Annotated in this window: 21 protein-coding genes, 1 tRNA gene and 1 pseudogene; all 23 read left to right on the top strand. The window is 60.6% G+C overall.

Features of this window, described 5'->3' with window-relative positions; genetic code table 11:
• Positions 1–260, top strand: a pseudogene (tuf, locus tag OEL49_RS13660) (elongation factor Tu); the annotation flags it as partial.
• A 61-nt stretch (positions 261–321) separates the two neighbouring features.
• Positions 322–397, top strand: a tRNA-Trp gene (locus tag OEL49_RS13655).
• A 20-nt stretch (positions 398–417) separates the two neighbouring features.
• A complete protein-coding gene (secE, locus tag OEL49_RS13650; RefSeq protein ID WP_014235492.1) occupies positions 418–771 on the top strand; it encodes a preprotein translocase subunit SecE in 354 nt (117 codons plus the stop codon).
• Positions 768–1,301 carry a transcription termination/antitermination protein NusG gene (gene nusG, locus OEL49_RS13645; protein ID WP_014235491.1) on the top strand — a complete coding sequence of 178 codons (534 nt, stop codon included), beginning with the start codon at positions 768–770 and terminating at the stop codon, positions 1,299–1,301. Before secE ends, nusG begins: the two co-directional genes overlap by 4 nt.
• A 127-nt stretch (positions 1,302–1,428) precedes the next feature.
• The gene (gene rplK / locus OEL49_RS13640; protein ID WP_014235490.1) at positions 1,429–1,860 is read left to right on the top strand and encodes a 50S ribosomal protein L11; all 432 of its coding nucleotides are present in this window, start codon (positions 1,429–1,431) and stop codon (positions 1,858–1,860) included.
• A 1-nt stretch (position 1,861) separates the two neighbouring features.
• Positions 1,862–2,557: a 50S ribosomal protein L1 gene (gene rplA / locus OEL49_RS13635; RefSeq protein WP_014235489.1), complete on the top strand. Its 696-nt coding sequence runs from the start codon at positions 1,862–1,864 to the stop codon at positions 2,555–2,557.
• Positions 2,558–2,811: 254 nt separating this feature from the next.
• Complete coding sequence (gene rplJ, locus OEL49_RS13630; protein ID WP_014235488.1) at positions 2,812–3,315, top strand: 50S ribosomal protein L10; 504 nt, start codon at positions 2,812–2,814, stop codon at positions 3,313–3,315.
• A 49-nt stretch (positions 3,316–3,364) separates the two neighbouring features.
• Positions 3,365–3,739, top strand: a complete 375-nt coding sequence (gene rplL, locus OEL49_RS13625) for a 50S ribosomal protein L7/L12 (protein ID WP_014235487.1) — start codon at positions 3,365–3,367, stop codon at positions 3,737–3,739.
• 255 nt (positions 3,740–3,994) lie between these two features.
• Positions 3,995–8,278 carry a DNA-directed RNA polymerase subunit beta gene (rpoB, locus tag OEL49_RS13620; RefSeq protein ID WP_014235486.1) on the top strand — a complete coding sequence of 1,428 codons (4,284 nt, stop codon included), beginning with the start codon at positions 3,995–3,997 and terminating at the stop codon, positions 8,276–8,278.
• Between the two features lie 69 nt (positions 8,279–8,347).
• Complete coding sequence (gene rpoC, locus OEL49_RS13615) at positions 8,348–12,556, top strand: DNA-directed RNA polymerase subunit beta' (protein ID WP_014235485.1); 4,209 nt, start codon at positions 8,348–8,350, stop codon at positions 12,554–12,556.
• A 174-nt stretch (positions 12,557–12,730) separates the two neighbouring features.
• Positions 12,731–13,108, top strand: coding sequence for a 30S ribosomal protein S12 (rpsL, locus tag OEL49_RS13610; RefSeq protein WP_014235484.1), 378 nt, complete (start codon positions 12,731–12,733; stop codon positions 13,106–13,108).
• Positions 13,109–13,206: 98 nt separating this feature from the next.
• Positions 13,207–13,677, top strand: coding sequence for a 30S ribosomal protein S7 (rpsG, locus tag OEL49_RS13605; RefSeq protein ID WP_014235483.1), 471 nt, complete (start codon positions 13,207–13,209; stop codon positions 13,675–13,677).
• 38 nt (positions 13,678–13,715) lie between these two features.
• The gene (gene fusA, locus OEL49_RS13600) at positions 13,716–15,809 is read left to right on the top strand and encodes an elongation factor G (RefSeq protein WP_014235482.1); all 2,094 of its coding nucleotides are present in this window, start codon (positions 13,716–13,718) and stop codon (positions 15,807–15,809) included.
• A gap of 30 nt (positions 15,810–15,839) precedes the next feature.
• Positions 15,840–17,030: an elongation factor Tu gene (gene tuf / locus OEL49_RS13595; RefSeq protein WP_014235481.1), complete on the top strand. Its 1,191-nt coding sequence runs from the start codon at positions 15,840–15,842 to the stop codon at positions 17,028–17,030.
• Positions 17,031–17,083: 53 nt separating this feature from the next.
• On the top strand, positions 17,084–17,395 hold the full coding sequence (gene rpsJ / locus OEL49_RS13590; protein ID WP_014235480.1) for a 30S ribosomal protein S10: 312 nt from the start codon (positions 17,084–17,086) through the stop codon (positions 17,393–17,395).
• A gap of 109 nt (positions 17,396–17,504) precedes the next feature.
• Positions 17,505–18,143 (top strand): 50S ribosomal protein L3, encoded by a 639-nt coding sequence (gene rplC / locus OEL49_RS13585; protein WP_014235479.1) that lies wholly within the window; start codon positions 17,505–17,507, stop codon positions 18,141–18,143.
• A 9-nt stretch (positions 18,144–18,152) separates the two neighbouring features.
• Positions 18,153–18,773, top strand: a complete 621-nt coding sequence (gene rplD, locus OEL49_RS13580) for a 50S ribosomal protein L4 (RefSeq protein WP_014235478.1) — start codon at positions 18,153–18,155, stop codon at positions 18,771–18,773.
• Positions 18,770–19,066: a 50S ribosomal protein L23 gene (gene rplW, locus OEL49_RS13575; protein WP_014235477.1), complete on the top strand. Its 297-nt coding sequence runs from the start codon at positions 18,770–18,772 to the stop codon at positions 19,064–19,066. Before rplD ends, rplW begins: the two co-directional genes overlap by 4 nt.
• Positions 19,067–19,070: 4 nt before the next feature.
• Positions 19,071–19,898: a 50S ribosomal protein L2 gene (gene rplB, locus OEL49_RS13570; RefSeq protein WP_014235476.1), complete on the top strand. Its 828-nt coding sequence runs from the start codon at positions 19,071–19,073 to the stop codon at positions 19,896–19,898.
• A gap of 13 nt (positions 19,899–19,911) precedes the next feature.
• Entirely contained in the window at positions 19,912–20,187 is a 276-nt protein-coding gene (gene rpsS / locus OEL49_RS13565) for a 30S ribosomal protein S19 (protein ID WP_014235475.1), read from the top strand.
• A gap of 10 nt (positions 20,188–20,197) precedes the next feature.
• Positions 20,198–20,527 (top strand): 50S ribosomal protein L22, encoded by a 330-nt coding sequence (gene rplV, locus OEL49_RS13560; protein WP_014235474.1) that lies wholly within the window; start codon positions 20,198–20,200, stop codon positions 20,525–20,527.
• A 9-nt stretch (positions 20,528–20,536) separates the two neighbouring features.
• Positions 20,537–21,373: a 30S ribosomal protein S3 gene (gene rpsC / locus OEL49_RS13555; protein ID WP_014235473.1), complete on the top strand. Its 837-nt coding sequence runs from the start codon at positions 20,537–20,539 to the stop codon at positions 21,371–21,373.
• Positions 21,360–21,773 carry a 50S ribosomal protein L16 gene (gene rplP, locus OEL49_RS13550; RefSeq protein WP_014235472.1) on the top strand — a complete coding sequence of 138 codons (414 nt, stop codon included), beginning with the start codon at positions 21,360–21,362 and terminating at the stop codon, positions 21,771–21,773. Before rpsC ends, rplP begins: the two co-directional genes overlap by 14 nt.
• The last annotated feature ends 2 nt before the right edge of the window (positions 21,774–21,775 follow it).

Here is a 21,775-nt window from a genome sequence, read left to right as displayed (position 1 = left end):
TGTATGTTCTGTCCAAGGACGAAGGTGGTCGTCACACCCCGTTCTTCAACAACTACCGTCCCCAGTTCTACTTCCGGACCACTGACGTGACCGGCGCCATCTCCCTGCCCGAAGGCGTGGAAATGGTCATGCCTGGTGACAACATTCAGATGACCGTGAAGCTGATCGCCCCGATCGCCATGGAAGAAGGTCTGCGCTTCGCTATCCGCGAAGGCGGCCGTACCGTCGGCGCCGGTGTGGTTGCCAAGATCATCGAGTAATTTTTACTCGGTTTAAGTAAAAGCGTCCCGACCCTCGGGGCGCTTTTGTAGTCTCTGCTGCAGGGGCGTAGCTCAATTGGCAGAGCGTCGGTCTCCAAAACCGAAGGTTGGGGGTTCGAGACCCTCCGCCCCTGCCATCCAATAAGACGCGAGATACATGGCCGACAAGATCAAGTTTGCGCTGGCGCTTCTGTTGCTTGCCGCTGGCGTGGCCGGCTTTTATGTCCTCTCCGAGCAGGCAATGATCCTGCGCGTTCTGGTGGTTCTGGTTGGTCTGGTCGCGGCTGCCGCCGTGGCCTGGAAAACCGAGCCCGGAATGCGCTTTTTCATTTTCGGCCGGGAGGCGGTTGCCGAATCCAAAAAGGTTGTCTGGCCGAGCCGCAAGGAAACGTTGCAGACGACCGGCGTAGTATTCGTCTTCATGGTCGTCATGGCCATCTTTCTCTGGCTGACGGACAAGAGTCTGGAATGGCTCCTCTATGATGTGGTCCTGGGTTGGAAAAAATCATGAGCAAACGCTGGTATGTAGTTCACGCCTATTCCGGTTTTGAGAAGAGCGTGCAGCGTGCCCTGGTGGATCGCATCCAGCGCGCTGGCATGGAAGACATGTTTGGTCGCATCCTCGTTCCCGTCGAAGAAGTCGTGGAAATGAAGGGCGGCCAAAAGAGCATTTCCGAACGCAAGTTCTTCCCCGGCTACGTGCTGGTGGAAATGGAAATGAACGACGACACCTGGCACCTGGTGAAGAACACCTCCAAGGTCACCGGTTTCGTCGGCGGCACCGCCACCAAGCCCACCCCCATTTCCGAGAAGGAAGTGGACAAGATCATGCAGCAGATGCAGGAAGGGGTGGAGAAGCCCCGTCCCAAGACGCTGTTCGAGATCGGCGAAGTGGTGCGGGTCAAGGAAGGTCCGTTCACCGACTTCCACGGCTCCGTCGAGGACGTCAATTACGAGAAGAGCAAGCTGCGTGTTTCCGTGACCATCTTCGGTCGCGCCACGCCGGTGGAGCTGGAGTTCGGCCAGGTCGAGAAGTCCTGAGTCGTTTCGCTTCGCCAAGAATTCAGCAGGACGGGGGCCGGAACCCGCCAATTCCGAGCAAGAGGAGCGTCAGTAGGCGGCGTCAGCCGCCCAACCCGCGCTAATACTCATCCAGTTAGGAGCCATCATGGCAAAGAAAATCATCGGCTTTATCAAGCTGCAAGTGCCGGCCGGCAAGGCGAATCCGTCGCCCCCCATCGGCCCCGCCCTGGGCCAACGCGGCCTCAACATCATGGAGTTCTGCAAGGCCTTCAACGCCCAGACCCAAGGTGTGGAACCCGGTCTGCCCATCCCCGTGGTGATCACCGCTTTCGCGGACAAGTCCTTCACCTTCGTGATGAAGACTCCCCCGGCCACCATTCTGATCAAGAAGGCCGCCGGCATTCAAAAGGGCTCCGCTAAGCCCCATACCGACAAGGTTGGCAAGATCACCCGCGCCCAGTGCGAGGACATTGCCAAGGCCAAGTCTCCCGATCTGACCGCTGCCGACCTGGAAGCAGCTGTTCGCACCATCGCCGGCTCCGCCCGGTCCATGGGCATCACGGTGGAGGGTCTGTAACATGGCAAAGCTGACCAAGAAGCAAAAGGCCCTGCAGGGCAAGATCGACCGCAACAAGGCTTATGCCGTTGCCCAAGCCCTGACCCTGGCCAAGGAAACCGCCACCGCCAAGTTCGATGAATCCATCGACGTGGCCGTGAACCTGGGTATCGACGCGCGCAAGTCCGACCAGCTGGTTCGTGGCTCCGTGGTGCTGCCCGCCGGTACCGGCAAGAGTGTTCGCGTCGCCGTGTTCGCCCAGGGCGACAAGGCCGAGGCTGCCAAGGCTGCCGGCGCCGACGTGGTCGGTTTCGACGACCTGGCCGAACAGGTCAAGGGCGGCAACCTGAATTTCGACGTGGTCATCGCCACTCCCGACGCCATGCGTGTCGTCGGCGCCCTGGGTCAGATCCTGGGCCCCCGCGGCCTGATGCCGAACCCCAAGGTCGGCACCGTGACCATGGACGTGGCTACCGCCGTGAAGAACGCCAAGGCCGGTCAGGTTCAGTACCGTACCGACAAGGGCGGCATCATCCACGCCACCATCGGTCGTGCTTCCTTCCCGGTTGAAAAGCTGGAAGAGAACCTGAAGGCCCTGATCGATGCCCTGAACAAGGCCAAGCCCGCTTCCTCCAAGGGTCAGTACCTGCGCAAGGTCGCCGTGTCCAGCACCATGGGCCCCGGCGTGCGCGTGGACCAGGCCACCCTGGTCGCCTAAGGCATTCGCAGCAAAAAGAACTTTGGGCCGTGGCCTCTCCCTCCGGGGTGGGGCCGCGGATCGTCAAAGACCGCAGGTGCCGCCGGGAAGTCCTCTTCCCGGTAGCTTAAGTTCCGCGAGGGGCCTGCGCAGACGGTGTTCCCGAAACAGGATTTTGGCCGGTTTCCGGCATGATTCCCTGATTCAGGTCGCCGTGGGTGCGGCGGATTCGGCTTCCGAGCCGCCGTGTTTAGACTTGAAAGGAGGAAAGACCTATGGGTCTCAATCTTAATGACAAGAAAGCCGTCGTGGCAGAGGTGTCGGCACAGGTAGCCAACGCCCAGACCATCGTCGTGGCTGAGTACCGCGGTATCGAGGTGGGCGATCTCACCGTGCTGCGGAAAAAAGCCCGCGAATCTGGTGTTTACCTGCGTGTGCTGAAGAACACCCTGGTGCGTCGTGCGGTGGCTGACACCGCCTTCGCCGGCCTGGCTGAGCACATGGTCGGTCCGCTGATTTACAGCGTTTCCGCTGACCCTGTTGCCGCTGCCAAGGTCCTCAACGACTTTGCCAAGACCAACGACAAGCTGGTGCTGAAGGCTGGCTCTTACGCCGGTAAGGTGATGGACAAGGCTGGCGTGCAAGCCCTGGCTTCCATCCCGAGCCGCGACGAGCTGCTGGCCAAGCTGCTGGGCGTGATGAAGGCTCCCGTGTCCGGCTTTGCCGTGGCTATGGGCGCTCTCGCCAAGAAGCGCGAAGCCGAAGGCGCTGCTGCCTGATCGGCCTGTCGAACACTTGCATTTCCGATTTGAATTAGGAGTTATCTAAATGGCTATTACCAAAGAAGACATCCTGGAAGCCGTCGGTTCCATGACCGTTATGGACCTGAACGACCTGGTCAAGGCTTTCGAAGAGAAGTTTGGCGTTTCCGCTGCCGCTATGGCCGTGGCCGCTCCCGGCGCTGCCGCCGGTGGCGCTGCTGCTGAAGAGCAGACCGAGTTCACCGTGGTCCTGGCTGCTGCCGGCGACAAGAAGGTTGAAGTCATCAAGGTCGTCCGCGCTGCTACCGGCCTGGGCCTGAAGGAAGCCAAGGACGTCGTCGACGGCGCTCCCAAGGCTGTGAAGGAAGGCATCTCCAAGGCTGACGCTGAAGCCCTGAAGAAGCAGCTGGAAGAAGCTGGCGCCAAGGTCGAAGTCAAGTAAATTCGACTCGCTTGCCATGGGCTGGCGGCATTTTTGCCGCCAGCCCATTTGTGCTTTTCTGAAACGCCCAGGCGTTTCAACGGTTCCAACAGCATCACCCAGTACTGCGCAACGTATAAACGCAAGCATCATCTCCCGGCGCCTGCGCCGGACAGGCAGAAAAGATGAAGCTTGCGTTTATCCGTTGCAGCCGCCGGGAACATCGGCGGATCCAACCTCTTTTGAGGAATTTTGCTTTCTGAGCTCGGAGCGACCATGACCTACTCCTACACCGAGAAAAAACGCATCCGCAAGAGTTTTGCCAAGCGTGCAAGCGTGCTCGACGTGCCGTTCTTGCTGGCCACCCAGCTGGAATCCTATACGGCCTTCCTGCAGGCGGAACTGCCCACCGCCAAGCGTCGCAATCAAGGGCTTCAGGCCGCTTTCGGCTCCATCTTCCCCATCGTTTCCCATTCCGGCAATGCCCGGCTGGAGTTCGTCAGCTACCAGCTGGCCGAGCCCGCCTTCGACGTCAAGGAATGTCAGCAACGGGGCCTGACCTTCGCTTCCGCCCTGCGCGCCAAGGTGCGCCTGGTGATCATGGACCGGGAAGCTCCGGATACCGTGAAGGAAGTGAAGGAGCAGGAAGTGTACATGGGCGAGATTCCGCTCATGACCACCACCGGTTCTTTCGTCATCAACGGTACCGAGCGGGTCATCGTCTCCCAGCTGCACCGTTCCCCCGGCGTGTTCTTCGAGCACGACCGCGGCAAGACCCATTCTTCCGGCAAGCTGCTGTTCTCCGCCCGCGTGATTCCCTACCGCGGTTCCTGGCTGGACTTCGAATTCGATCCGAAGGACATCCTCTTCTTCCGCGTTGACCGTCGCCGCAAGATGCCCGTCACCACCCTGCTCAAGGCCATCGGCCTGACCAATGAGCAGATCCTGGCCGGTTTCTTCGAATTCGACGACTTCAAGCTGCTGAAGAACGGCGCCGACTTCACCCTGGTGCCCGAGCGTCTGCGCGGCGAAACCGCCCGCTTCGATTTCTGCGACAAGGCCGGCAAGGTCATCGTGCCGAAGGACAAGCGCATCACCGCCAAGCACATCCGCGATCTGGACGCTGCCGGCATCAAGCACATCGCCGTGCCCGACGACTTCCTGGTCGGCCGCGTCATCGGTCACAACATCATCGACAAGGACAGCGGCGAAGTCATCGCCAATGCCAACGATGAAATCACCGAGTCCCTGCTGGCCAAGCTGCGGGAAGCCGGCGTGGCCGAATTCCAGACCCTGTACACCAACGATCTGGACCGTGGCGCCTTCATCTCCAACACCCTGCGTGCTGACGATACCGCCACCAAGCAGGCCGCCCGCGTCGCCATCTACCGCATGATGCGCCCCGGCGAACCGCCCACCGAAGAAGCCGTGGAGATCCTCTTCAACGGTCTCTTCTACTCCGACGATCGCTACGATCTGTCCGGTGTGGGCCGCATGAAGTTCAACCGTCGCATCGGCCGTCCCGATGTGGTCGAGTACAAGGTCACCATCAAGAACGCTCCGCACAAGACCGAAGCGCTGGCCAAGGCCATCGCCGAGTTCACCGGCGCCAATCAGGGCACCGTCCAGGAAATCCTGAACGAGCTGCAGTATGGTTCCCGTGCCGCTGCCGAAAATCTGACCGAAGAAGCCGCCCACACCCTGGCCGCCCAACTGAAGGCCCTGGGCGCCAACGTCGAAGTGCGCGAGCAGCTGACCCTGTCGCCCCGCGACATCGTCGAATCCATCAAGCTGCTGGTGGAACTGCGCAACGGTCGCGGCGAAATCGACGACATCGATCACCTGGGCAACCGCCGTGTGCGTTCCGTCGGCGAACTGGCTGAGAACCAGTTCCGCGCCGGTCTGGTGCGCGTCGAGCGCGCCGTCAAGGAGCGCCTGTCCCAGGCCGAGTCCGACAACCTGATGCCCCACGACCTGATCAACGCCAAGCCGATCAGCGCCGCCATCAAGGAATTCTTCGGCTCCAGCCAGCTGTCCCAGTTCATGGACCAGACCAACCCCCTGTCCGAGATCACCCACAAGCGGCGCGTTTCCGCCCTGGGCCCGGGCGGTCTGACCCGCGAACGCGCCGGCTTCGAAGTGCGCGACGTGCATCCGACCCACTACGGCCGCGTCTGCCCGATCGAAACCCCGGAAGGTCCGAACATCGGCCTGATCAACTCCCTGGCCCTGTTCGCCCGCACCAACTCCTACGGTTTCCTGGAAACCCCCTACCGCAAGGTGGTGGACGGCAAGGTGACCGACCAGATCGAATACCTCTCCGCCATTGAAGAAGGCGCTTACGTGGTGGCCCAGGCCAACGCCGCCCTGGGTGCCGACGGCACCCTGGTGGACGAGCTGGTGACCTGCCGCGAAAAGGGTGAAACCATCCTGGCCGAACCGTCCCGCGTCCAGTACATGGACGTGGCCCCGGGCCAGATCGTTTCCGTCGCTGCCTCCCTGATCCCCTTCCTCGAGCACGACGATGCGAACCGGGCCCTGATGGGCGCCAACATGCAGCGTCAGGCTGTGCCCTGCCTGCGTCCGGAGAAGCCCCTGGTCGGTACCGGCATCGAACGCACCGTGGCCGTGGACTCCGGCACCGCCGTGCAGGCCCTGCGTGGCGGCGTGGTGGATTACGTGGATGCTTCCCGCGTCGTGGTCCGTGTGCATGACGATGAAACCGTGCCGGGCGAAGTCGGCGTGGACATCTACAACCTGACCAAGTACACCCGTTCCAACCAGAACACCAACATCAACCAGCGTCCGCTGGTGAAGATGGGCGACATCATCGCCAAGGGTGACGTGGTGGCCGACGGCGCTTCTACCGACAAGGGCGAACTGGCCCTCGGTCAGAACATGCTGATCGCCTTCATGCCCTGGAACGGCTACAACTTCGAAGACTCGATCCTGATCTCCGAGCGCGTGGTGGCGGAAGACCGCTACACCTCCATCCACATCGAAGAACTGACCGTGGTGGCCCGCGACACCAAGCTCGGCCCCGAGGAAATCACCCGCGACATCGCCTCCCTGGGCGAGGTACAGCTGTCCCGTCTGGACGAATCCGGCGTGGTGTACATTGGCGCCGAAGTGGAAGCCGGCGACGTGCTGGTGGGTAAGGTCACCCCCAAGGGCGAGACCCAGCTGACGCCGGAAGAAAAGCTGCTGCGCGCCATCTTCGGCGAGAAGGCCTCCGACGTTAAGGACACCTCCCTGCGCGTGCCGTCCGGTATCGCCGGCACCGTCATCGACGTGCAGGTGTTCACCCGCGAAGGCATCGAACGCGACAAGCGCGCCCAGTCCATCATCGACGACCATCTGCGTGGCTACAAGCAGGATCTGGCTGACCAGATGCGCATTGTGGAGCGTGACACCTTCGCCCGTGTCGGTCGCCTGATCACCGGCAAGCCGGCCAACGGCGGTCCGAAGAAGCTGGCCAAGGGCACTGTCGTGACCCAGGAATACCTGGACGGCATCGATCCCCACAACTGGTTCGACGTGCGCATGGCCGACGAGGAAGTCGCCCAGCAACTGGAACAGCTGAAGGAATCCCTGGAGCAGACCCGCAAGGACTTCGACATTGCCTTCGAAGAGAAGCGCAAGAAGCTGACCCAGGGCGACGAACTGCCCCCGGGTGTGCAGAAGATGGTCAAGGTCTACGTGGCCGTGAAGCGCCGCCTGCAGCCCGGCGACAAGATGGCCGGCCGCCACGGTAACAAGGGTGTGGTTTCCCGCATCGTGCCCGTGGAAGACATGCCCTACATGGCCGACGGCCGTCCCGTGGATATCGTGCTGAACCCCCTGGGTGTGCCGTCCCGGATGAACGTGGGCCAGATTCTGGAAGTGCACCTGGGCTGGGCCGCCAAGGGCCTGGGCTACAAGATCGGCGACATGCTGCAGGCCGGCGCCAAGGCTGCCGAAGTGCGCAAGTTCCTGGAAGAGATCTACAACTCCGAAGGCAAGAAGGAAAACCTGAACGAGCTGAACGACCAGGAAATCATGGAACTGGCCGGCAACCTGACCACTGGCGTGCCTTTCGCCACCCCGGTGTTCGACGGTGCCGACGAAGCCGAAATCAAGGCCATGCTGCGTCTCGCGGGCATGCCCGAATCCGGCCAGATCACCCTGCACGACGGCCGTACCGGCGACGCCTTCGAGCGTCAGGTGACGGTGGGCTACATGCATTACCTGAAGCTGCACCACCTGGTGGACGACAAGATGCACGCCCGTTCCACCGGCCCGTACAGCCTGGTGACCCAGCAGCCCCTGGGCGGTAAGGCCCAGTTCGGTGGCCAGCGCTTCGGTGAAATGGAAGTGTGGGCCCTGGAGGCCTACGGCGCCTCCTACGTGCTGCAGGAAATGCTGACCGTGAAGTCGGACGATGTGAATGGTCGTACCAAGGTTTACGAAAACATCGTCAAGGGCGAGCACAAGATCGATGCCGGCATGCCGGAATCCTTCAACGTGCTGGTGAAGGAAATCCGCTCCCTGGCGATCGACATCGACCTGGAACGGTACTAAGCCGCCCCACGCAGCAAATTGGCCCGATACACGGAATTTTTTGGATTCACACCCCGGTTGGAGTGAACAATGAAAGCACTGCTCGATCTGTTTAAGCAGGTAACCCAGGAAGAAGAATTCGACGCGATCACCATCAGTCTCGCGTCGCCGGACAAGATCCGGTCCTGGTCCTACGGCGAAGTTAAAAAGCCGGAAACCATCAACTACCGCACCTTCAAGCCGGAGCGTGACGGCCTGTTCTGCGCCAAGATCTTTGGCCCGATCAAGGACTACGAGTGCCTGTGCGGCAAGTACAAGCGCCTCAAGCATCGTGGCGTCATCTGCGAGAAGTGCGGCGTCGAAGTAACCCTGGCCAAGGTGCGCCGCGAGCGTATGGGCCACATCGAGCTGGCCAGCCCGACCGCCCACATCTGGTTCCTCAAGTCCCTGCCCAGCCGTCTCGGCATGGTGCTGGACATGACCCTGCGCGACATCGAGCGGGTCCTCTACTTCGAAGCCTACGTGGTGATCGAGCCCGGCATGACCTCCCTCAACCGGGGCCAGCTGCTGACCGAAGACGACTACCTGGCCAAGGTGGAAGAGTACGGTGACGACTTCATCGCCCTGATGGGTGCCGAGGCCGTGCGCGAACTGCTGCGTACCCTGGACCTGGATCACGAAGTCGAGCGTCTGCGCAGCGAACTGGAAACCACCGGTTCCGAAGCCAAGAACAAGAAGATCGCCAAGCGCCTGAAGATCCTCGAAGGCTTCCAGAAGTCCGGCATCAAGCCCGACTGGATGATCCTGGAAGTGCTGCCCGTGCTGCCCCCGGACCTGCGTCCGCTGGTGCCCCTGGACGGCGGCCGTTTCGCCACTTCCGACCTGAACGACCTCTACCGTCGCGTCATTAACCGGAACAACCGTCTGAAGCGCCTGCTGGAGCTGAAGGCACCGGAAATCATCGTGCGCAACGAAAAGCGCATGCTGCAGGAGTCCGTGGACTCCCTGCTGGACAACGGTCGCCGCGGCAAGGCCATGACCGGCGCCAACAAGCGCCCCCTGAAGTCCCTGGCCGACATGATCAAGGGCAAGGGCGGCCGCTTCCGTCAGAACCTGCTGGGCAAGCGGGTGGACTACTCCGGTCGTTCCGTGATCGTGGTGGGCCCCCAGCTCAAGCTGCACCAGTGCGGTCTGCCCAAGCTGATGGCCCTGGAACTGTTCAAGCCCTTCATCTTCCACAAGCTGGAACTGATGGGCCTGGCAACCACCATCAAGCAGGCCAAGAAGATGGTCGAATCCCAGGAGCCCGTGGTGTGGGACATCCTGGAAGACGTCATCCGCGAACATCCGGTCATGCTGAACCGTGCGCCGACCCTGCACCGTCTGGGTATCCAGGCTTTCGAGCCGACCCTGATCGAAGGCAAGGCCATTCAGCTGCATCCCCTGGTGTGTGCCGCCTTCAACGCCGACTTTGACGGCGACCAGATGGCTGTCCACGTGCCCCTGTCCCTGGAAGCCCAGATGGAAGCCCGCACCCTGATGCTGGCCTCCAACAACGTGCTCTCCCCGGCCAACGGCGAACCGATCATCGTGCCGTCCCAGGATATCGTGCTGGGTCTGTACTACGCCACCCGCGACCGCATCAACGCCAAGGGCGAAGGCATGAACTTCGCTGACGTCAGCGAAGTGCTGCGGGCCGTGAATTCCGGCCTGGCCGACCTGCACGCCAAGGTTTCCGTGCGTCTGAAGGAATATGTGCGCGGCGAAAGCGGCGAGTGGGTGGAGAAGATCACCCGCTACAACACCACCTGCGGCCGTGCCATCCTTTCCGAGATCCTGCCCAAGGGCCTGCCTTTCAGCGTCATCGACAAGGCCCTGAAGAAGAAGGAAATCTCCAAGCTGATCAACACCTCCTTCCGCCGTTGCGGCCTGAAGGAAACGGTGGTGTTCGCCGACAAGCTGATGCAGAACGGCTACGCTCTGGCTACCCGTGCCGGCATCTCCTTCTGCTCTGACGACATGCGTGTGCCGACCGAAAAGCACACCATCATCGCCGAGGCCGAGAAGGAAGTTAAGGAAATCGAAACCCAATACACCAACGGTCTGGTGACCTTCGGTGAGCGCTACAACAAGGTCGTGGATATCTGGGGCCGTACCGGCGATCAGGTGGCCAAGGTCATGATGGAGCAGCTGGGTCATGAAGAGGTGGTGGACCGTCACGGCAAGACCGTGAAGCAGGAGTCCTTCAACTCCATCTACATGATGGCCGACTCCGGCGCCCGGGGTTCCGCGGCCCAGATTCGCCAGCTGGCCGGTATGCGGGGCCTGATGGCCAAGCCGGACGGCTCCATTATCGAAACGCCGATTACCACCAACTTCCGTGAAGGCCTGAACGTGCTTCAGTACTTCATCTCCACCCACGGTGCGCGGAAGGGTCTGGCCGATACGGCACTGAAGACCGCCAACTCCGGCTACCTGACTCGCCGTCTGGTGGATGTGACCCAGGATCTGGTGGTGACCGAGGACGATTGCGGCACCCAGAACGGCGTCACCATGAAGGCCCTGATCGAGGGCGGTGAGGTGATCGAGCCGCTGCGCGACCGTATTCTGGGCCGCGTGGTCGTGGCTGACGTGGTGAATCCGGAAAGCGAAGAAACCGTCATCGAAGCCGGTACCCTGGTGGACGAGGATCTGTGCGATCTGATCGACAAGCTGGGCATCGATGAAGTCAAGGTCCGTACCCCCCTGACCTGCGACACCCGTTACGGTCTGTGCGCCAAGTGCTACGGCCGTGATCTGGGCCGCGGCTCCCTGGTCAATGTGGGTGAGGCTGTCGGCGTCATCGCCGCCCAGTCCATCGGCGAACCGGGTACCCAGCTGACCATGCGGACCTTCCACGTCGGCGGTGCGGCTTCCCGTGCTGCCGTGGCCGACCGGGTCGATACCAAGTCCAACGGTGTGGTGCGCTTCACTGCCACCATGCGCTATGTGACCAACGTCAAGGGTGAGAAGATCGTCTTCACCCGTTCCGGCGAAGTGCTGGTGACCGACGACAATGGCCGCGAGCGCGAACGTCACAAGGTGCCCTACGGCGCCATCCTGACCGCCGATGACGGTCAGGTGGTGAAGGCCGGTGCCGTGCTGGCGACCTGGGATCCCCATACCCGTCCGATGATTACCGAGTACGCCGGTACCATCAAGTTCGAGAACGTGGAAGAAGGTTCCACCGTCGCCAAGCAGATCGACGATGTGACCGGCCTGTCCACCCTGGTGGTGATCGATCCCAAGCGCGGCGGCAAGGCCCAGGCCAAGGGCCTGCGTCCCCAGGTCAAGCTGCTGGACGAGAACGGCCAGGAAGTGAAGATGCATGGCACCGAGCACGCCGTGACCATCACCTTCCAGGTGGGCTCCATCATCACCGTGGCCGACGGCCAGCAGGTGGGTGTCGGCGACGTGCTGGCGAAGATTCCGCAAGAATCCGCCAAGACCCGCGACATTACCGGCGGTCTGCCCCGTGTGGCAGAGCTGTTCGAAGCCCGTACGCCCAAGGATGTGGGCATGCTGGCCGAGTACACCGGTACCGTTTCCTTCGGCAAGGACACCAAGGGCAAGCAGCGTCTGGTCATCACCGATCTGGACGGTGTCGCCCACGAGTATCTGATCCTCAAGGACAAGCACGTCATGGTGCACGACGGTCAGGTGGTGAACAAGGGCGAAGTCATTGTGGACGGCGAGCCCGATCCCCATGAAATCCTCAAGCTCAAGGGTGTCGAAGCCCTGGCCCGCTACATCACCGATGAAGTGCAGGATGTGTACCGTCTGCAGGGCGTGAAGATCAACGACAAGCACATTGAAGTTATCGTGCGCCAGATGCTGCGTCGGGTCACCATCACCGAGCCGGGCGATACCCGCTTCATCAAGAGCGAACAGGTCGAACGCGCCGATGTGCTGGACGAGAACGATCGCGTCGTTGCCGAAGGCAAGCTGCCCGCCAGCTACGATTACATGCTGCTCGGTATCACCAAGGCCTCCTTGTCCACCGACTCCTTCATCTCCGCGGCTTCCTTCCAGGAAACCACCCGCGTGCTGACGGAAGCGGCCATCATGGGCAAGCGCGACGAACTGCGCGGCCTGAAGGAAAACGTCATCGTCGGCCGCCTGATTCCTGCCGGTACCGGTCTTGCCTACCACAATTCCCGTCGTCAGCAGGCTGCTGGCAACGACCAGGGCCTCGACCGGGTCCTGGGCGGGGAGGATGTGGCTGTCGAGGAAGTGCCTGCCGGCAACGACGCCGTCTGATCTTTGGGAAGCAACCGTTGACTCGAGGGTTGCTTCCCAATAAAATCTCGGGTCTTTTCGCGGCAAAGGCTAATCATTGCCTTTGTTTGGATAAAAAAATCGCTGAGGCGAGGCGGGCAGTCAGCCCGCTGTTTCAGTGTTTTGGCGGCAAAGCCGCCTAAATGAGGATTTGTTATGCCGACCATCAACCAACTCGTGCGCAAGCCCCGGGTGGCCGAAATTACCAAGAGCAAGGTTCCTGCTCTGGAAAAGTGCCCCCAGAAGCGTGGCGTGTGCACCCGTGTTTACACCACCACTCCGAAGAAGCCGAACTCCGCACTGCGTAAGGTGTGCAAGGTTCGTCTGACCAATGGCTTCGAAGTCATTTCCTACATCGGTGGTGAAGGCCACAACCTGCAGGAGCACTCCGTGGTCCTGATTCGCGGTGGTCGTGTGAAGGATTTGCCTGGTGTGCGTTACCACACCGTGCGCGGCTCCCTGGATACCCAGGGCGTCAAGGATCGTAAGCAGTCCCGTTCCAAGTACGGGGCCAAGCGTCCGAAGGCGGCCTAATCAGGTCGTTTTAGTAAGTGGCCGCCCCCACATGGGCGGCCATGTGTCATTTCTATTCCGGAAATGTCGCAACTGAATTGTGAACTAGTGAGGTTGTTATGCCCCGTCGTCGTGAAGTACCGAAACGCGACATCCTGCCCGATCCCAAGTTCGGCAGCGTGGATGTCTCCAAGTTTGTGAATGCCGTGATGCAAAGCGGCAAGAAGTCCGTGGCCGAGCGCATCGTCTACGGTGCCTTCGACCAGATTTCTTCCAAGTCCGGCAAGGATCCTCTGGAAGTGTTTGCCTCCGCTATCGCCAACGTGCGTCCCATGGTGGAAGTGAAGTCCCGTCGCGTCGGTGGTGCCAACTACCAGGTGCCCGTGGAAGTTCGTCCTGCCCGTCGTATGGCTCTGGCCATGCGTTGGCTGCGCGAGGCTGCCCGCAAGCGTTCCGAAAAGACCATGGGCCTGCGTCTGGCTGCCGAAATGCTGGAAGCGGCCGAAAACCGCGGCGGCGCCGTGAAGAAGCGTGACGAAGTGCATCGTATGGCCGAAGCCAACAAGGCCTTCGCCCACTACCGTTTCTAACCGTCTCCTGACAAACGTTTACAGCGAAGGTTACTAACGTGGCTCGCAAAACTCCCATCGAGCGCTACCGCAATATCGGTATTAGCGCTCACATTGACGCCGGTAAGACGACTACCACCGAGCGCATCCTGTACTACACCGGTGTGAACCACAAAATCGGTGAAGTGCACGACGGTGCTGCCACCATGGACTGGATGGAGCAGGAGCAGGAGCGTGGTATTACCATTACCTCCGCTGCTACTACTTGCTTCTGGAAGGGGATGGACAACTCCTTCCCCGAGCACCGCTTCAACATCATCGACACCCCGGGGCACGTGGACTTCACCATCGAGGTGGAGCGTTCCATGCGTGTGCTGGATGGTGCCTGCATGGTTTACTGTGCTGTGGGTGGCGTTCAGCCCCAGTCCGAGACCGTGTGGCGTCAGGCCAACAAGTACAAGGTGCCCCGTCTGGCTTTCGTGAACAAGATGGACCGCTCCGGCGCCAACTTCTTCAAGGTTGTCGAGCAGATGAAGGTCCGTCTGAAGGGCAATCCCGTGCCGATCGTGATTCCGATCGGTGCCGAAGATACCTTCACCGGCGTGGTCGATCTGATCAAGATGAAGGCCATCATCTGGGACGAAGCCTCCCAGGGTATGAAGTTCGAGTACAAGGACATTCCCGCTGATCTGGTCGAGACCGCCCAGACCTGGCGCGAACAGATGGTCGAGGCTGCTGCCGAGGCGTCTGAAGAGCTGATGAACAAGTACCTGGAAGAGGGTGATCTGCCTGAGGCCGACATCCTGCTGGGCCTGCGTACTCGCACCATCAACTGCGAAATCCAGCCCATGCTGTGCGGTACCGCCTTCAAGAACAAGGGTGTGCAGCGCATGCTGGATGCTGTTATTCAGCTGCTGCCCTCCCCGGTGGATATTCCCCCTGTTGAAGGCGAAAAGGAAAACGGCGAGAAGGATTGCCGCGTTGCTTCCGACGACTCCAAGTTCTCCGCTCTGGCTTTCAAGCTGATGACCGACCCCTACGTCGGCCAGCTGACCTTCGTGCGCGTGTACTCCGGCGTCCTGACCTCCGGCTCCACCATTTACAACCCGATTAAGGGTCGTAAGGAACGCATCGGCCGCATCCTGCAGATGCACGCCAACAACCGCGAGGAAATCAAGGAAGTTCTGGCCGGCGACATCGCCGCCTGCGTGGGCCTGAAGGAAGTGACCACCGGTGAAACCCTGTGCGATCCGGATGCTCCGATCATTCTCGAGCGCATGGAATTCCCGGATCCCGTGATTCACGTGGCTGTCGAGCCCAAGACCAAGGCTGACCAGGAGAAGATGGGTATCGCCCTGAATCGTCTGGCCGCCGAAGATCCGTCCTTCCGCGTGCGTACCGACGAAGAATCCGGTCAGACCATCATTTCCGGTATGGGCGAACTGCACCTGGAAATTATCGTCGACCGCATGAAGCGCGAATTCAGCGTTGAAGCCAACGTGGGTGCTCCCCAGGTGGCCTACCGCGAATGCATCAAGAAGGCTGTCGAACAGGAAGGCAAGTTCGTCAAGCAGTCCGGCGGTCGCGGTCAGTACGGTCACGTCTGGCTCAAGATCGAGCCGAACGAAGCCGGCAAGGGCTACGAGTTTGTCGACGCCATCAAGGGCGGCACCGTGCCTCGCGAATTCATTCCCGCGGTGGACAAGGGTCTGCAAGACGCCATCTCCAGCGGTGTGCTGGCCGGCTTCCCGGTGGTCGACATCAAGTTCACCCTGTTCGACGGTTCCTACCACGACGTGGACTCCAACGAAAACGCATTCCGCATGGCTGCCTCCATGGCATTCAAGGAAGGTATGCGCAAGGCCCAGCCCACGCTGCTGGAGCCGATGATGGCCGTTGTCGTTGAAACCCCGGAAGACTACATGGGTAACGTCATGGGCGACCTGTCCGGTCGTCGCGGCATCGTCCAGGGTATGGATGATCTGCCCGGCGGCATCAAGGAAGTGAAGGCTGAAGTGCCCCTGGCCGAGATGTTCGGCTACGCCACCCAGCTGCGCTCCCTGACCCAGGGTCGTGCGACCTACTCCATGGAGTTCAAGCACTACTCCGAGGCGCCGAAGAACGTCGCCGAAGCCGTGATTAACAAGAAGTAATCGAATTTTTGCGAATTGAGGAATTGAAAGATGGCCAAGGAAAAGTTTGAACGTACGAAGCCGCACGTTAATGTGGGCACCATCGGTCACGTTGACCACGGTAAGACCACGCTGACTGCTGCTATCACCACCATTCTGTCCAAGAAGTTCGGTGGCGAAGCCAAGGCTTACGACCAGATCGACGCTGCGCCTGAAGAAAAGGCCCGCGGTATCACCATCAACACCGCCCACGTCGAATACGAAACCGCCACCCGTCACTACGCTCACGTGGATTGCCCGGGTCACGCCGACTACGTGAAGAACATGATTACCGGTGCCGCTCAGATGGACGGCGCCATTCTGGTCTGTTCCGCCGCTGACGGCCCCATGCCCCAGACCCGCGAGCACATCCTGCTGGCTCGTCAGGTGGGCGTGCCCTACATCATCGTGTTCCTGAACAAGTGCGACATGGTGGACGACGCCGAACTGCTGGAACTGGTCGAAATGGAAGTGCGCGAGCTGCTCTCCAAGTACGACTTCCCTGGCGACGACATTCCCATCGTCAAGGGCTCCGCCCTGAAGGCTCTGGAAGGTGACCAGTCCGACATCGGCGAACCCGCCATCCTGGCCCTGGCCGACGCTCTGGACAGCTACATCCCCACCCCCGAGCGGGCTGTGGACAAGCCCTTCCTGCTGCCCATCGAAGACGTGTTCTCCATCTCTGGCCGCGGTACCGTGGTGACCGGTCGTGTCGAGCGCGGCATCGTCAAGGTCGGCGAAGAAATCGAAATCGTGGGTATCAAGCCCACCACCAAGACCACCTGCACCGGCGTGGAAATGTTCCGCAAGCTGCTGGACCAAGGTCAGGCTGGTGACAACGTGGGCGTGCTGCTGCGCGGCACCAAGCGTGAAGAAGTTGAGCGTGGCCAAGTGCTGGCCAAGCCCGGTTCCATCACCCCCCACACCCACTTCACTGGCGAAGTGTATGTTCTGTCCAAGGACGAAGGTGGTCGTCACACCCCGTTCTTCAACAACTACCGTCCCCAGTTCTACTTCCGGACCACTGACGTGACCGGCGCCATCTCCCTGCCCGAAGGCGTGGAAATGGTTATGCCTGGTGACAACATTCAGATGACCGTGAAGCTGATCGCTCCGATCGCCATGGAAGAAGGTCTGCGCTTCGCTATCCGCGAAGGCGGCCGTACCGTCGGCGCCGGTGTGGTTGCCAAGATCATCGAGTAATTTTTACATTCGGGGCGGGCTTTCACCCGCCCCATCGCTCTTTGGGAAATATCATGCAAAACCAGAAAATCCGTATCCGTCTGAAGGCCTTCGACTACCGCCTGATCGACCAATCCGCTCAGGAAATCGTTGAAACCGCCAAGCGTACCGGTGCTGTGGTTCGTGGCCCCGTGCCCCTGCCCACCCGCATCCAGCGTTACGACGTGCTGCGTTCCCCGCACGTGAACAAGACTTCCCGCGATCAGTTCGAGATCCGGACCCATCTGCGCCTGATGGACATCATCGATCCGACCGACAAGACTGTTGATGCTCTGATGAAGCTCGACCTGCCGGCTGGTGTTGACGTCGAAATCAAGTTGCAATAAGCGACTGGTTGCGTATATAATCCACCGCTTTTCCGCGGGCGACTCCGTTTGGTGTCGCCCATTTTGACTTACTTGTCGGCCAATCGCAGCCGGCATTTGGAGAATAACCATGAGTCTAGGCCTTGTTGGGCGCAAGGTCGGCATGACGCGCGTGTTCACTGATGACGGTGCTACCGTCCCGGTGACTGTGCTGGACGTGTCGAACAACCGTGTGTCCCAGATCAAAACGCCTGAAACCGACGGCTATGCCGCCGTTCAGGTGACTTTCGGCAAGCGTCGTGCCTCCCGCGTCAACAAGTCTCTGGCTGGTCATCTGGCCAAGGCTGGTGTTGAAGCTGGGCACGTGCTCAAAGAATTCCCCGTGACCGCTGAGCAGCTCGCTGGCCTGAAGGCTGGCGATCAGATCGCTGTCACCATCTTCGCTGTTGGCCAGAAGGTCGATATCACCGGCACCTCCCAGGGTAAGGGTTTTGCCGGCGCTATCAAGCGTCACAACTTCAGCTCCAACCGCGCCAGCCACGGTAACTCCGTGTCTCACAATGCTCCTGGTTCCATCGGTATGGCGCAGGATCCGGGTCGCGTGTTCCCGGGTAAGCGCATGGCCGGTCACCTGGGTGCTGTGAAGAGCACTGTGCAGTGCCTGGAAGTGGTTCGGGTCGACGTCGAGCGCCAGCTGCTGCTGGTGAAAGGCGCTGTTCCCGGCTCCAAGGGCTCCGACGTCATCGTGCGTCCGGCAGTCAAGGCTTAAGGGGGCGTGATGGAACTGAAAGTTATCAACGAAAACGGTCAGGAAGCTGCCAAGCTGCAGGCTTCCGATGCCCTGTTCGGCCGCGAGTACAACGAAGCGCTGGTGCACCAGGTGGTTGTGGCCTATCAGGCCAACGCCCGTAGCGCCAACCGCAAGCAGAAGGATCGCTCCGAAGTTCGGCACACCACCACCAAGCCCTGGCGCCAGAAGGGTACCGGACGCGCACGTTCCGGTAGCAATGGCAGCCCGCTGTGGCGCGGAGGCGGTCGCATTTTCCCGAATTCCCCTGAGGAGAACTTCTCTCAGAAGGTGAACAAGAAAATGTACCGTGCTGGTCTGGCTTCCATCCTTTCCCAGCTGGTCCGTGATGACCGTCTGGCCGTGGTGGAAAACCTCTCTGTCGAGGCTCCCAAGACCAAGCTGTTCGCCCAGAAGATCAAGGGTATGGGCTACGAGTCCGTGCTGGTGATTACCGATTCCCTGGATGAGAACGTCTTCCTGGCTTCCCGCAACCTGCCCAATGTGCTGGTTCTGGATGTTAGCGAAGCCGATCCTGTGTCCCTGGTGCGCTTCCCCAAGGTCCTCGTGACCAAGGGTGCTGTGGCCAAGTTTGAGGAGCTGCTGGGATGAGCCAAGAACGTCTGCTGCAGGTGCTGCTGGCGCCGCAAATCTCCGAAAAGGCGACTTTCATCGCCGATAAGAACGAGCAGGTGGTTTTCAAGGTTGCCTCCGATGCAACCAAGCCGGAAATCAAGGCTGCTGTCGAGCTGCTCTTCAAGGTGCAGGTCGAGTCCGTTCAGGTGGCCAACGTCAAGGGCAAGGAAAAGCGCTTCGGTCGTTTCATCGGCCGCCGCAAGAGCTGGAAGAAGGCTTACGTCAGCCTGAAGCCGGGCCAGGAAATCAATTTCGCGGCCGGGGAGTAAGAACATGGCATTGATCAAAGTTAAACCGACTTCCGCCGGCCGCCGTGCCGTCGTGAAGGTCGTCAACCCCGATCTGTACAAGGGTAAGCCGTTCGCCGGCCTGCTCGAGAAGCAGACCCGCGGTTCCGGTCGTAACAACAACGGTCGCATCACCGTTCGCCACAAGGGCGGCGGTCATAAGCAGCACTACCGTGTTGTCGACTTCAAGCGCAACAAGGACGGCATTCCGGCCAAGGTCGAGCGCCTCGAGTACGATCCCAATCGTTCCGCCAACGTGGCTCTGCTGTGCTACGCCGACGGCGAGCGCCGTTACATCATTGCCCCCAAGGGCATGGTGGTCGGCCAGCAAGTGATCTCCGGCTCCGAAGCTCCGATCAAGTCTGGCAACGCCCTGCCGATTCGCAACATTCCGGTGGGTAGCACTATTCACTGCGTGGAAATGCTGCCCGGCAAGGGTGCTCAGCTGGCTCGCGCCGCTGGTACTTCCGTGCAACTGCTGGCTCGTGAAGGTTCTTACGCTCAGCTGCGTCTGCGCTCCGGTGAAATCCGCCGTGTGCACGTCGAATGCCGGGCCACCATCGGTGAAGTCGGTAACGAAGAGCACTCCCTGCGTTCCATCGGTAAGGCCGGTGCCATGCGCTGGCGCGGTGTTCGTCCGACCGTTCGTGGCGTGGTCATGAACCCGGTCGATCACCCCCACGGTGGTGGTGAAGGCCGTACCGCAGCTGGTATGCATCCGGTTAGTCCTTGGGGTACCAAGACCAAGGGTTATCGTACCCGTCGTAACAAGCGCACGAACTCCATGATCGTGCAGCGTCGTCACAAGCGTTAAGGGGTAGAGATCTATGGGACGTTCTGTAAAAAAGGGCCCGTTCGTCGATGCCCACCTGCTGAAGAAAGTCGACGCCGCTCGTGCTGGCAACGACAAGCGGCCGATCAAGACCTGGTCTCGCCGCTCCACCGTGCTGCCGGATTTCGTCGGTCTGACCATTGCCGTGCATAACGGCAAGCAACATATTCCGGTGTATGTCACCGAAAACATGGTCGGCCACAAGCTCGGCGAATTCTCCCTGACCCGTACTTTCAAGGGTCATACCGCCGGCAAGAAGGCGAAGAAGTAAAGGAGTGCAAATGGAAACTCGTGCTATTTTGCGCGGCGTCCGCCTCTCCGCCCAGAAGGGTCGCCTCGTGGCTGACCTGGTTCGCGGTAAGCCGGTGGGCCAGGCGCTCAACATCCTGGGCTTTGCTCCCCAAAAGGGCGCAAAGATCGTTAAGAAGGTTCTGGAGTCTGCCATCGCCAACGCCGAGCATAATGACGGCGCCGATATCGACGAACTGAAGGTCAAGACCATTCACGTCGAACAGGGTACGTCTCTGAAGCGCTTCACCGCTCGGGCGAAGGGTCGTGGCAATCGCATCATCAAGCAGACCTGCCACATTTTCGTGACCGTCGGGAACTGAGGAAGAGTTATGGGACAGAAGATTAATCCTACCGGGTTCCGCCTCAGCGTGAACCGTAACTGGGCTTCCCGCTGGTACGCGAACAGTCAGAACTTCGCCACCATGCTGAACGAAGACATCCGGGTCCGTGACTACCTCAAGAAGAAGCTGGCACATGCGTCCGTCGGCCGCGTTCTCATCGAGCGCCCCGCCAAGAACGCCCGCGTCACCATCTTCTCCGCCCGTCCGGGCGTGGTTATCGGCAAGAAGGGCGAAGAGATCGACAACCTGCGCGCCGAACTGCAGCGCATCATGGGTGTGCCGGTCCACGTCAGCATCGAAGAAATCCGCAAGCCGGAACTCGATGCCCAGCTGATCGGCGACTCCATCGCCCAGCAGCTGGAAAAGCGGATCATGTTCCGTCGTGCCATGAAGCGTGCCATGCAGAACGCCATGCGTCTGGGTGCCCAGGGCATCAAGATCATGAGCTCCGGCCGTTTGAACGGTGCTGAAATCGCCCGTACCGAATGGTACCGCGAAGGTCGTGTGCCCCTGCACACCCTGCGCGCCGACATCGACTACGCCACCTCCGAAGCCCGCACCACCTACGGCATCATCGGTATCAAGGTCTGGGTGTTCAAGGGTGAAATGTCCGCCAACGGCCAGCCCGCTGTCGTGGCTCCGGAAGCCGGTGCCGACGAGCAGCGCAAGCCCCGTCGCTCCGCCAAGCCTGGCGAAGGTGCCGACAAGCCCAAGACCACTCGTACTGTGAAGGCCAAGGCTGAAGGTGAGGCCAAGGCTGTGGAGGGCGACAAGGCCCCCGCCAAGCGCGTAAGAAAGGCAGGTAACAACGATGCTGCAGCCTAATCGCAGAAAATACCGCAAGGAGCAGAAGGGCCGTAACACCGGTCTGGCTACCCGCGGTGCCAAGGTTAGCTTTGGTGAATTCGGTCTCAAGGCCATCGCCCGCGGGCGTCTGACTTCCCGTCAGATCGAAGCTGCGCGTCGTGCCATGACCCGTCACATCAAGCGGGGCGGCCGTATCTGGATCCGCGTGTTCCCGGACAAGCCCATTTCCAAGAAGCCTGCCGAAGTCCGTATGGGTAACGGTAAGGGTAATCCGGAATACTACGTGGCTGAAATTCAGCCGGGTAAGGTTCTGTACGAGATGGACGGTGTGGATGAGGCTCTGGCTCGCGAGGCGTTCGCCCTTGCTGCTGCCAAGATCCCCTTCGCTGTCACCTTCGTGACCCGTCAGTTGGGGTAATC

It is taken from the genome of Azospira sp., from assembly GCF_030247495.1.
GTDB lineage: Bacteria > Pseudomonadota > Gammaproteobacteria > Burkholderiales > Rhodocyclaceae > Azospira > Azospira oryzae.
The sequence above is the reverse complement of the archived record's forward strand: the minus strand, read 5'-3'. Positions and strand labels throughout refer to the sequence as shown.

Bases quoted from the DNA above. Each gene is read 5' to 3' on its own strand.
- rpoC (WP_014235485.1), top strand. From the start codon at position 8,348: ATGAAAGCACTGCTCGATCTGTTTAAGCAGGTAACCCAGGAAGAAGAA.
- rpoB (WP_014235486.1), top strand. From the start codon at position 3,995: ATGACCTACTCCTACACCGAGAAAAAACGCATCCGCAAGAGTTTTGCC.
- rpsC (WP_014235473.1), top strand. From the start codon at position 20,537: ATGGGACAGAAGATTAATCCTACCGGGTTCCGCCTCAGCGTGAACCGT.
- rpsL (WP_014235484.1), top strand. From the start codon at position 12,731: ATGCCGACCATCAACCAACTCGTGCGCAAGCCCCGGGTGGCCGAAATT.
- rplJ (WP_014235488.1), top strand. From the start codon at position 2,812: ATGGGTCTCAATCTTAATGACAAGAAAGCCGTCGTGGCAGAGGTGTCG.
- rplC (WP_014235479.1), top strand. From the start codon at position 17,505: ATGAGTCTAGGCCTTGTTGGGCGCAAGGTCGGCATGACGCGCGTGTTC.
- tuf (WP_014235481.1), top strand. From the start codon at position 15,840: ATGGCCAAGGAAAAGTTTGAACGTACGAAGCCGCACGTTAATGTGGGC.
- rplW (WP_014235477.1), top strand. From the start codon at position 18,770: ATGAGCCAAGAACGTCTGCTGCAGGTGCTGCTGGCGCCGCAAATCTCC.
- secE (WP_014235492.1), top strand. From the start codon at position 418: ATGGCCGACAAGATCAAGTTTGCGCTGGCGCTTCTGTTGCTTGCCGCT.
- rplV (WP_014235474.1), top strand. From the start codon at position 20,198: ATGGAAACTCGTGCTATTTTGCGCGGCGTCCGCCTCTCCGCCCAGAAG.
- rplK (WP_014235490.1), top strand. From the start codon at position 1,429: ATGGCAAAGAAAATCATCGGCTTTATCAAGCTGCAAGTGCCGGCCGGC.
- rplB (WP_014235476.1), top strand. From the start codon at position 19,071: ATGGCATTGATCAAAGTTAAACCGACTTCCGCCGGCCGCCGTGCCGTC.
- rplD (WP_014235478.1), top strand. From the start codon at position 18,153: ATGGAACTGAAAGTTATCAACGAAAACGGTCAGGAAGCTGCCAAGCTG.
- rpsG (WP_014235483.1), top strand. From the start codon at position 13,207: ATGCCCCGTCGTCGTGAAGTACCGAAACGCGACATCCTGCCCGATCCC.
- rplP (WP_014235472.1), top strand. From the start codon at position 21,360: ATGCTGCAGCCTAATCGCAGAAAATACCGCAAGGAGCAGAAGGGCCGT.
- nusG (WP_014235491.1), top strand. From the start codon at position 768: ATGAGCAAACGCTGGTATGTAGTTCACGCCTATTCCGGTTTTGAGAAG.
- rplL (WP_014235487.1), top strand. From the start codon at position 3,365: ATGGCTATTACCAAAGAAGACATCCTGGAAGCCGTCGGTTCCATGACC.
- rplA (WP_014235489.1), top strand. From the start codon at position 1,862: ATGGCAAAGCTGACCAAGAAGCAAAAGGCCCTGCAGGGCAAGATCGAC.
- rpsS (WP_014235475.1), top strand. From the start codon at position 19,912: ATGGGACGTTCTGTAAAAAAGGGCCCGTTCGTCGATGCCCACCTGCTG.
- rpsJ (WP_014235480.1), top strand. From the start codon at position 17,084: ATGCAAAACCAGAAAATCCGTATCCGTCTGAAGGCCTTCGACTACCGC.